Raw genomic sequence first — 10,320 nt, 5'->3', positions numbered from 1 at the left:
CTGACACCTTCGGCTCGAACAGCGGCTCGAACGCCTTCTTGCCCGAGGCCGACATCGTCGCCAGCGTCCGGCCGTGGAAGCCGCCCTCGAAGCTGATGATCTCGAACGCGCCGCCCTTGTGCACGCTGCCAAATTTGCGCGCGAGCTTGATCGCGCCTTCATTGGCCTCCGCACCGGAGTTGGCAAAAAACACCTGATCGAAAGCACTATTCTCGACGAGTGCCTGCGCGAGTTTGAGGCTCGGCTCGTTGTAGAAGGCCGGGCTCGGCGTCAGCAGTCGCCTGGCTTGCGCACCAAGCGCGTCAGCGACCGCCGGTGGGGAGTGACCGAGGCAGTTCACGGCCCAGCCCTGCACGAAGTCGAGATAGCGCTTGCGGCTGTCGTCCCAGAGGTAGGAGCCGGCGCCGCGGACGAACACGGCCTTGGGCCGTGCGGTGATGTCCATCAGCGCGTCATACGGATGCGTGGTCATGTCGTACTCCTCTGGAGGCGGGTGGAAAACGGGCGCAAAAAGCAAGAAGGCCGCACCTTGCGGGTGCGGCCTTCTCGAAAACCTCGGCTGAACTTTAGTGGTTCAGCGGCGTCGTCGGACATGGCGCACCCTCTCATCGTCGCGGGAGCGACGACGGAGCATTGCGGTGCGCTGATGGGTCCGGTTGATCATGGGGCGCGGCAATACATGCGAATGGCGGGGCTTGTCAAGCGGGCGTTTTACCGAACACCCGCCTGGCGTGCAACGGTCAAGTCAGGTGAGCGGCTTCCTCGGCGTCTTCGTCGCCCCAATCGGCGTCCGCAATCGCGGTGTCGATCAGCTCGCCGCGCATCAGCTTGAGCGGTGATTTCCAGTACAGGGCGATGTTGTGGAAGGGGTCGGTCAGCACCTTGAACACCCAGACCAGCCCCGTCGTGACGTCGCGGGTGGCGAACAGCTGCAGCATGCGCGCGAGTCCCCCGGCGATTCCGATCGCGAGCCAGAGCGCTCCCACATGGCGGATAAAGTCGAAGCGATCGGCGGGCGGATCGAAAAGTCCGAACAGTGCCGGATACACGTACAGTGCGATCGGCGCACTGCCCCAGACCAGCAGCAGCACGATCTTGCGGGTCTGGTTGTAGCCGACCTTGATCTCTTCTTTGTACTCGTTGCTGACGTCGTTGACGGCGTCATAGCCGTTCGGCTCGAAGAAGAAATGCCCGGTCTGCCGCGTCAGCATCGCAAGCCAGCCGACGATGCCGGCCAGCGCGGGGTCCACGAATAGCAACGCGTAGCAGAACAGGAAGATGACGGCGCTGATCAGGTGCAGCGTCTGGTTGACGGTGCTCTGGTGGTAGAAGCGGTAATCGTCGAAGCGCTGCGTGCGCAGCATGTCCGAGAGGCGGCTCATCAAAAATCCTCGCTCGCGTTGAAAGCGCGGGCAGAGTTAGGCCGAGTCCGTGACCCCTGCGTGAATGCATTATAGTGTCACATTGCGGTGCGCCGGCCGCGTGTGCAGGGTGCTGCCGACGATAGCGAAGATAGCGCAGGCTAGAGCGTATCAAGCGGTTTAAGGTGGGTGCGCGCCGTCCTCCGACGATGGCAGTTGTTTCATCCAGTTTCTTCGCTTGACCCGAGAAACCATTGCGCCTTGGGCGGGTTTGTGGTCGAAGGACGCGACTTGGCTCGAACCGGACGCATGTCGGCTCAGACCAAGAGGGACGGGACCAACCAGACAGTTTTCAGCCTTGTCCGATACGCCTTATCGAATCGACCTCGACAGCATTCGCGGCGCATTTCCGCCTGGCATCGAAGCGCCCCCGCTGCTAGTCGACTTTGCCGCGTGGCTCGACGGGCGGCCGTGGGGCAGCGTCGGCTGCTTTTCGCTGCAGGGCCAATTCTCCGATTCCGCACCGATCGTCGACGGCAGTCCGTTGCGAGACAGGTTTTCGCTGTTCATGCGGCTGCCGGATGGTTCGGCCGTCGGCGGCTGGTATGGCGCAGGTCTCAACCGCGACAATCCGCCGATCGTGGGACTGGGGTCGGAGGGCGATTACGAATTGCTGGCGCCGAGCCTCGGTGGCCTCCTTGCCAAACTGACGTCGCAGCAATTCGAGAAGGCCTGGAGCGATCTCAAGCCGCATGACGAGGTGGAGTGCCAGACGGTCGAGCTCGCGCAATGGCTCGCCGGACGACTGCATGGCGAGCCGACGGCGCCGGACGACAATGCATCGCACCTGCCCGACTTTCGCGACTTCGTGGAAAAATGGGGTCGCGACCGCGAGGACTATTGGGCCAATCATCGCCTGATGGCCGAACTCGGCTGGCGACTGGCCGCGCATCTGCCCAAGGGCAAGAAGCCCTGGGACAGGACGCATTTCGAGGTCGCGATCGTCGGCAGGCAATACGAGGCGCGCGTGCTGTCGCGCGGGCCGCAGCCGTTCGAGGAGGCCGCCTCGATCGAGTCCCTGCTGCGCGACCTGCGCGAGGAGATGCGCCGCGCGCAGCCCGAGCTCGGGCTTTGGTATGCGATGAAGTTCGGGCTCTATGCCGACGGCCGCATCATGCCGAGCTTCGAATACGATGTGCGTCCGGCCATCGAGGGCGAGCCGGCGCTGCTGTCCGAAGCGAAGGCTGATCTCGCCCGCGCACCAAGGCCGGAGCGCTGGGTGCCGAAATGGCTGGCGGCATCCTGATCGCGACTTTGCGCTTGCGCCCGGCGCGTGCTTGGTGATGCTGCCTCGGGCAGCTCGTTGGTACCAGGGGCTCAGTTGATCAGGTCAATACAATTCGAGAAGATTGGCGCGGCGCCGACGCTTCCCGGTTTCCTGCTTGCTGCGAGCGGGGTGGCGGGCGATCAGTCGCTGCTATTTCTGTTCGTTGAGGAATCCGCACGTCATGCCGTGTTCGAGAGCGATCACGGTGCTATCGGCTCGTTTCCGCGAGCGAGAATGGACGGTCTGAAGCGATTTCGGCTGCTGAGGGAAAGCTCCGGATCAATCCAATCGATTGACTTGCCGCCACTCGATATCGCGTTTCCCAAGGTGGACATGTTTCCCGATGGACGCCTCCTGCTGGCCGGTACAAGGTGCAACTGGCGGGGCACGACGGACTACGACCTGAACGGAGTCGTCTTTGATCCCCATACTGGGCAAGCGGACCGAGTCCTCTTCGGTGACAGCATTAGTGATCTCCAGATCGATGATCGCGGCCGGATCTGGGTGGGGTATTTCGACGAAGGTATCTTTGGAAATTATGGATGGGGACATCCTGGCCCAGCGCCAGTTGGGCAGGCCGGGCTGGTCTGCTTCTCGGGTCTTGGGGAGAAGATCTGGGAATTTCCGAACGATGCGGGCCCTACGATCTATGATTGCTATGCACTCAACGTGTCTGGAGCAGAGGCTGTCATTTTCGCCTACCCGCATTTCCAGATCTGCGGGATTGGCGCAGACTTTCAATTGACCTCGAAGCGCACGAAACTCCGAGGCTGCCAGGCATTCGCAATGTCCGAGGCGGAGATTTTGTTTTCAGGACAGTACGACGATCAAGCCGACGTGGCCTACATCGGACGATTGGATCGAGATGGGATTATCCTTGTTAGGCGAGCGCGCCTGTTGATGCCCGATGGCTCTGGCCGGCCATCCGGCCGATTGCAGGGCCGCGGCAGACACTTGTATCACTTCGGCGAGAATGCCGTTTATCGGGCGACAGTGGACTGAGGTCGTTGGCAAACGCCCTCAGAACCCCGCAACGCTACCGCGCAGGTCGTAGGCGTCCGCGCGCTCGATCTTCGCGGTGACGATCTCGCCGACGCGCAAGGGGCGGCGGCTTGAGAGATACACGGCGCCGTCGATCTCCGGCGCATCGGCCTTGGAGCGGCCCTTGGCCACCGTGGGCCCGACCTCGTCGATGATGACCTGCTGGCGCGTGCCGACCTTGCGCTTCAGGCGCCGCGCCGAGATCTTCTGCTGGCGGGCCATCAGGGCGTTGTAGCGCTCCTGCTTGACCTCTTCGGGCACGGGGTTCTCGATCGCGTTCGAGGTGGCGCCGGCAACCGGCTCGTATTTGAAGCAGCCGAGGCGATCGATCTCGGCTTCATCTAGCCAGTCGAGCAGATAGGCGAAGTCGGAATCGGTCTCGCCGGGGAAGCCGACGATGAAGGTCGAGCGCAGGGCGAGATCAGGGCATTGCTCGCGCCAGCGCTTGATCCGCTCCAGCGTCTTGTCCTGCGCGGCCGGGCGCTTCATCGCCTTGAGCACGTTGGGGCTCGCATGCTGGAACGGGATGTCGAGATAGGGCAGCACCTTGCCCTCGCTCATCAGCGCGATGACCTCGTCGACATGCGGGTAGGGGTAGACATATTGCAGCCGGACCCAGGCCCCTAACTCGCCGAGCTCGCGCGCGAGGTCGAGGAATTTGGCGCGGACCTGGCGATCCTTCCACGGGCTCTCGGCATATTTGAGATCGACGCCGTAAGCCGAGGTGTCCTGCGAGATCACCAGCAGCTCCTTGACGCCGGCGCCGACCAGGCGCTCGGCCTCGCGCAGCACGTCGTCGGCCGGGCGCGAGACGAGGTCACCGCGCAGCTTCGGGATGATGCAGAAGGTGCAGCGGTTGTTGCAGCCCTCTGAGATCTTCAAATAGGCGTAGTGGCGCGGCGTCAGCTTGATGCCCTGCGGCGGCACCAGGTCGAGATGCGGATTGTGCGCCGGCGGCAGCGCGCGGTGCACGGCGTCGAGCACGCTCTCATATTGCTGCGGGCCCGTGATCGAGAGCACGCCCGGATAGGCCTGCTCGATCGCTTCCGGTTCGGCGCCCATGCAGCCTGTCACGATCACCTTGCCGTTCTCGGCCATGGCCTCGCCGATCGCCGAGAGCGATTCCTGCTTGGCGCTGTCGAGGAAGCCGCAGGTGTTGACGATGACGATGTCAGCCCCGTCATGCTTGCGGGCGAGCTCGTACCCCTCCGCGCGCAGGCGGGTGATGATGCGCTCGGAATCCACCAATGCCTTGGGGCATCCGAGTGACGTGAATGAAATGCGCGGCGCTCTGTCCATATAATCGCCTGGAGCCTATCTGAATTGTCTGGATTTGCGATCCAAGTAATTGAACCGATGGCGAAACTCAATAACTAACGTATGCGGCGCGACGCTAAAGCGATACTCGCGGTATTTGACGTCATTGGCCATTCACAGGGAAGGGACTGGCTGAGGGTTCCTGACCGGCAAGCTCATTCGGATCGGGCGAGTGGAGGCTCCGAGGTGAATTGCTCGAACGTGCCCGTTTTAGTTGTCATTCTGTTTCTTGCCTAATTCCACGGAGCTCAACTGCGATGCGCCGTTTCATCTTCGGCTTGGCCTTCGTTGCCGCTTCCTGCGCAATGTTCCCGGCGCGAGCTGAAGTCGACAAGATCATCCATGTCTGCGATCGGCAAGGAGGATTGTGTCCTGAATTCAGGCCACGCGTGACAGCGCCTGATGGGTGGGTGAGGGACGATGCTGCGAGCCTCAAATACGGCGCGTCGATGTTCGTGCCTAAGGGGAAGAGCTTCGGTGAAGCAGAAGCAATCATCTACGCCGAAGGCCGCTACAACGAGGGCCGGACCAAATTGGTTCAATGGGTCGCTGCCAGTGATCGGGATTGGGCAACGACATCCGGCAAGAATGCAAAGATCGCCAAGCTTCCCTCGGTCAATCCCAAGGTCATCGTCAACCGCTACGACGATCCGTCACTGAAGGACCAGCCGGTCGAAGTGATCGCGCATTACGCCGATCGCGACAAGGACGGCAACTCCTACGTCGTGAGGCTGGCGGTCTCCGGTCGCAACGAGGCGGCGGTGCTGGCTGCCGTGCCACTTCTCGAAAAGATGATCGCGGGGGCAACGATTCCCTGAGCATGAGTTCCGCTTCGCAGCCGAAAGCTCGGCTGAGCTAGTCCCTATTGCCGATAATTACGACCCTTTGCAGGGCGTTCGGGCGTGCTATGGATGAATCACCTGCCGCGAGTGACCCATGAGCGCCGACCAGTCGCCCAAAATCGTGATCGTCGATGAAAGCCCCGTCCGGGCCGCGATCCTCGAGGAAGGGTTGCGGGACGCCGGGTTCACCCAGGTCGTCCATATCAGCGAGATGCAGAGCCTGCTCGCCCGCATCTATGCGGTGGACCCCGACATCATCGTGATCGACCTGGAGAACCCCAGCCGCGACGTGCTGGAGGCGATGTTCCAGGTCAGCCGTGCGGTGAAGCGGCCGGTCGCCATGTTCGTCGACCAGAGCGATTCCGCCTCGATCCAGGCCTCGGTCGAGGCGGGGGTGTCGGCCTACATCGTCGACGGGCTGAAGAAGGAGCGCATGAAGCCGATCCTCGACCTCTGCGTGTCCCGCTTCAACGCCTTCGCCAAGCTCCAGGAGGAGCTCGATCGCACCAAGTCGCAGCTCGAGGACCGCAAGGTCATCGAGCGCGCCAAGGGCATTCTGATGAGGGTGAAGGGCCTGACCGAGGACGAGGCCTATGTGCTGATGCGCTCCACAGCGATGCGCGAGAAGAAGAAAATCGGCGAGATCGCGCAATCGATCATCACCGCGTCGGAGATGCTGAAATGACCGTTCCCCTCCGCATCGGGTTCATTCCGCTGGTCGACGCCGCCGCGCTGATCGTCGCGGTCGACAAGGGTTTTGCCGCAGCCGAAGGGCTCGACGTCGAGCTGGTGCGCGAGGTCTCTTGGTCGAATGTCCGCGACAAGCTGAACATCGGCCTGTTCGACGCTGCGCATCTTTTGGCGCCCGTGGCGATCGCGTCCTCGCTCGGGCTCGGCCACGTCAAGGTGCCGATCGCCGCCCCTTTCAATCTCGGCATCAACGGCAATGCCATCACGGTGTCGCCGGCGCTTCATGCCGCGCTGATGGAGCAGATCGACGGCGATCGCTTCGACCCGATGGCGACCGCGAAAGCGCTGGCGAAGGTCGTTGCGATCAGGCGCAAGGCGGGGGCCGAACCGCTGACCTTCGGCATGACCTTCCCGTTCTCGACCCACAATTACCAATTGCGGTTCTGGATGGCCGCGGCCGGCGTCGATCCCGACGAGGATGTGCGCCTGGTGGTGCTGCCGCCGCCCTACATGGTCGACAGTCTCAAGAACGGCCATGTCGATGCGTTCTGCGTCGGCGCGCCCTGGAACTCGGTCGCGGTCGATCTCGGCATCGGCCACATCCTGCACTTCGTCTCCGACATCCTGGTCCGTGCGGCGGAGAAGGTGCTGGCAGTCCGCCAGACCTGGGCGGACAAGAACCCTGATGTGGTCGCGGCCCTGGTGCGGGCAGCCGTGAAAGCGGCCGAGTTCATTGAGCATCCCGAGAACCGGGCCGAGGCGGCGCAGATCCTGGCGCAGCCGGAGCGGATCGGCGTTGATGCCGAGGTCATCCAGCGCACCCTTACAGGACGGCTGAAGATCTCGCCCGACGGCACCTTCCGCGAGAGCGGCCGCTACCTCCTCGTTGGGCGCGAGGGAGCAGGGCGGCCCGATCCGATCCAGGCGGCCTGGCTCTATGCGCAGATGGTGCGCTGGGGCCAGACGGCGCTGACCCCGGATGGCGCGAAGACGGCAATGGCGGTGTTCAGGCCAGATCTCTACGACGCAGCGCTCGGCAACAGGGCGCCCATTGAAGCTCCAGCGGCGTTCGGCGCCTTCGCCGGGCCAGCCTTTGATCCTGACGACATCAGTGGGCATCTCAAGGCCTTCGCGGTCGGGCGCTGGAAGGCGTAATTTGGTCCTGCTTCGCTTCTAGGCAGGTCGATTCGCTGTCTAATGTTTGAGCTGGCTGCTCGAATTTCGTTAGCGCGCCAGACCCTACAGTTCCTCAGGCCTGTCGTAATCACCTGAAATCGCAAGGGTTTACGTTTCCGTCGAGCTGGCACGCAACTTGAATGTTGCGCTGCGGCCAGCTTGTCATAGGTGCCTGCTGAGCCGAGTCCCACAGCAACGAAGCTGAACGGACCGTCGGGTGACGAAGCGGGCTCCTGAGCCGGCGAGTTCCCCGCGGATCGCACAATTCCCGTCGAAGCCACTTTGGTGGCCGCAGGAGCTTCGTTACCGACCATGAAAATCGAAACGCTCTCAATCGACTTTACCGACGAGCAGAAGCGCTATCTCGAAGGCTTCACGACCGGCCTGCAGATCAGCCGCGTCGGCCGCGGTCTCGGCCCGGGTGCCGGCAAGGCGAATTCCGAACCTGTCGGTCCCGATGCCGTGCACATCAAGGCGCAGGACAGGGTCATCGCGTCGGGCAAGAAGCTCGCCGACCAGGAGAAGCTGAAGCGCGACGAGCACCCCTTCGATGCCTATCCGCGGCTGCGTCAGCAGGCGCTCGATAACGCGCCGCCGAACCCAGCGGACAATTTCCGCTGGCGCTACTACGGAATCTTCTACGTCGCGCCGACGCAGGATTCCTACATGTGCCGTCTGCGCATCCCGAACGGCACCATGAAGCACTGGCAGCTGTCGGGCTTGGCCGATCTCGCCGACGAGCTCTGCGGCCCCTACAGCCACGCCACGACGCGCGCCAATCTCCAGCTCCGCGAAATTCCGCCGAAGCATGCCGTGAAGCTGATCGAGGGCATCCAGGACCTCGGGCTGTGCTCGCGCGGCTCCGGCGCCGACAACATCCGCAACGTGACGGGAACGCCGACGGCCGGAATCGATCCGCAGGAGTTGATCGACACGCGCCCCTTTGCGCGCGAGTGGCACTACCACATCCTCAACGACCGCTCGCTCTACGGCCTGCCGCGCAAGTTCAACGTCGCCTTCGACGGCGCCGGCAAGATCGCGGTGCTGGAAGAGACCAACGACATCGCCTTCACCGCCTACGAGGTGAAGGACGGGTTCGGCGTCGAGCCCGGCATCTGGTTCCGCCTCGGCCTCGGCGGCATCACCGGCCACAAGGATTTTGCCAAATACTACGGCATCATCGTCAGGCCGGAGCAGGCCACGGCCGTCGCCGACGCGATCGTGCGTGTGTTCATCGATCATGGCGACCGCACCAACCGCAACAAGGCGCGACTGAAATACGTGCTCGACGCCATGGGCCATGACGGCTTCCTCAAGCTCGTCGAGGAGCGCTTGAAGACTCCATTCACGCGCGTGCCGGAAGAGGCGTTCGCACCGCGGCCCGCCGCGGATCGCATGGCGCATGTCGGCGTGCACAAGCAGAAGCAGGAGGGCCTCAACTGGATCGGCGTGTCGCTGACGCTCGGCAAGCTCACCTGCGACCAGATGCGAGGCCTCGCCAAGGTCGCTCGCGACCTCGGTGACGGCGAGATCCGCCTGACCGTCTGGCAGAACCTGCTGATATCGGGCGTGCGCGACGAGAATGTCGAGCTTGCGATCGCGGCTATCAAGCAGATCGGGCTCGCGGTCGAGGCCTCGCATATCCGCGCCGGCCTGATCGCCTGCACCGGCAATGCCGGCTGCCGCTTCGCCGCGGCCAACACGAAGCGCGACGCCGCCGAGATCGGGGACTGGTGCGAGCCGCGCGTCGCGATGGACAAGCCGGTGAACATCCACGTCACCGGCTGCCATCATTCCTGCGCGCAGCATTACATCAGCGACATCGGCATGATCGGCGCGCGCGTGCCGATCAATGAGGAGGATACCGTCGAGGGCTACCACCTCTTCACCGGCGGCGGGTTCGGCCCCGACGCCGATGTCGGGCAGGAGGTCTATCACGACCTCAAGGCCGAGGACGCGCCGAAGACGGTCGAACGACTGCTCAAGGCCTATCTCGCCCATCGCGCCTCGCCCGATGAAACCTTCCTCTCCTTTGCGCGCCGCCACGACGGCGAAACGCTGCGCAAGCTTGCCGATGCACAGGTGTCCGCATGAACCAGATCACCCCTCCGCCAAAGCTCGACATCATCCCGCCCAGCGCACCGTTCTCGGATGCGCAGCGCTCCTGGCTGAACGGCTTCTTCGCCGGGCTGCTGTCGCCCGACGTCGCAACGCCGCTGTCGGCGGAGCAGGGTGCTGCCGTCATGCAGGCCGGTGACGGTGACGACGGCGAGGCCCCCTGGCACGACCAGACCATGCCGATCGCCGAGCGGATGAAGCTGGCCGAGGGCCGCCCCGTCCGCCGCAAGATGATGGCGGCGATGGCCCAGCAGGATTGCGGCCAGTGCGGCTACAATTGCCACGATTATTCCGAAGCGATCGCGAGCCGCAGCGAAGCGCGGCTCAACCTCTGCGTCCCCGGCGGCAAGGAAACCGCGCGGATGCTCAAGTCGCTGTACGAGGAACTGGACAAGGCACCCGCGGCAAAAACTCCCGACAGGGCCGATGCTCCGGCGCCGGCCGTGAC

General features: G+C 63.5%; 10 protein-coding genes. 7 read left to right on the top strand and 3 right to left on the bottom strand.

What is annotated here, in order from left to right; translation table 11 throughout:
* The coding region (locus JHD07_RS15360; RefSeq protein ID WP_291623614.1) for an aminotransferase class III-fold pyridoxal phosphate-dependent enzyme at positions 1 to 472 on the bottom strand (472 nt) is incomplete at its 3' end.
* Between the two features lie 268 nt (positions 473 to 740).
* Complete coding sequence (locus tag JHD07_RS15355) at positions 741 to 1,382, bottom strand: Mpo1-like protein (RefSeq protein ID WP_291623612.1); 642 nt, start codon at positions 1,380 to 1,382, stop codon at positions 741 to 743.
* A 337-nt stretch (positions 1,383 to 1,719) separates the two neighbouring features.
* Between JHD07_RS15355 and JHD07_RS15350 the strand changes: the two genes are divergently transcribed.
* Together JHD07_RS15350 and JHD07_RS15345 are read left to right on the top strand one after the other, a co-directional pair.
* Positions 1,720 to 2,667 carry a hypothetical protein gene (locus JHD07_RS15350; protein WP_291623610.1) on the top strand — a complete coding sequence of 316 codons (948 nt, stop codon included), beginning with the start codon at positions 1,720 to 1,722 and terminating at the stop codon, positions 2,665 to 2,667.
* A 75-nt stretch (positions 2,668 to 2,742) separates the two neighbouring features.
* Positions 2,743 to 3,690: a hypothetical protein gene (locus tag JHD07_RS15345; RefSeq protein WP_291623608.1), complete on the top strand. Its 948-nt coding sequence runs from the start codon at positions 2,743 to 2,745 to the stop codon at positions 3,688 to 3,690.
* A gap of 18 nt (positions 3,691 to 3,708) precedes the next feature.
* Here the strand turns inward: JHD07_RS15345 and rimO are convergent, their stop codons facing one another.
* Positions 3,709 to 5,028: a 30S ribosomal protein S12 methylthiotransferase RimO gene (gene rimO, locus JHD07_RS15340; RefSeq protein ID WP_291623606.1), complete on the bottom strand. Its 1,320-nt coding sequence runs from the start codon at positions 5,026 to 5,028 to the stop codon at positions 3,709 to 3,711.
* 275 nt (positions 5,029 to 5,303) lie between these two features.
* Between rimO and JHD07_RS15335 the strand changes: the two genes are divergently transcribed.
* The 5 genes from JHD07_RS15335 to JHD07_RS15315 form a co-directional block, all read left to right on the top strand.
* A complete protein-coding gene (locus JHD07_RS15335) occupies positions 5,304 to 5,864 on the top strand; it encodes a hypothetical protein (protein ID WP_291623624.1) in 561 nt (186 codons plus the stop codon).
* 118 nt (positions 5,865 to 5,982) lie between these two features.
* Entirely contained in the window at positions 5,983 to 6,573 is a 591-nt protein-coding gene (locus JHD07_RS15330; RefSeq protein WP_291623604.1) for an ANTAR domain-containing protein, read from the top strand.
* Positions 6,570 to 7,733 carry a CmpA/NrtA family ABC transporter substrate-binding protein gene (locus JHD07_RS15325; protein WP_291623579.1) on the top strand — a complete coding sequence of 388 codons (1,164 nt, stop codon included), beginning with the start codon at positions 6,570 to 6,572 and terminating at the stop codon, positions 7,731 to 7,733. Before JHD07_RS15330 ends, JHD07_RS15325 begins: the two co-directional genes overlap by 4 nt.
* Before the next feature lie 333 nt (positions 7,734 to 8,066).
* Positions 8,067 to 9,848 (top strand): NirA family protein, encoded by a 1,782-nt coding sequence (locus JHD07_RS15320; protein ID WP_291623577.1) that lies wholly within the window; start codon positions 8,067 to 8,069, stop codon positions 9,846 to 9,848.
* Positions 9,845 to 10,320: (Fe-S)-binding protein (locus JHD07_RS15315; protein ID WP_291623622.1), on the top strand; the 476-nt coding region annotated here is incomplete at its 3' end. The genes JHD07_RS15320 and JHD07_RS15315, both read left to right, overlap by 4 nt.

This window comes from Bradyrhizobium sp., assembly GCF_016462955.1.
GTDB lineage: Bacteria > Pseudomonadota > Alphaproteobacteria > Rhizobiales > Xanthobacteraceae > Bradyrhizobium.
This window is presented reverse-complemented; position numbering and strand designations above follow the sequence as displayed.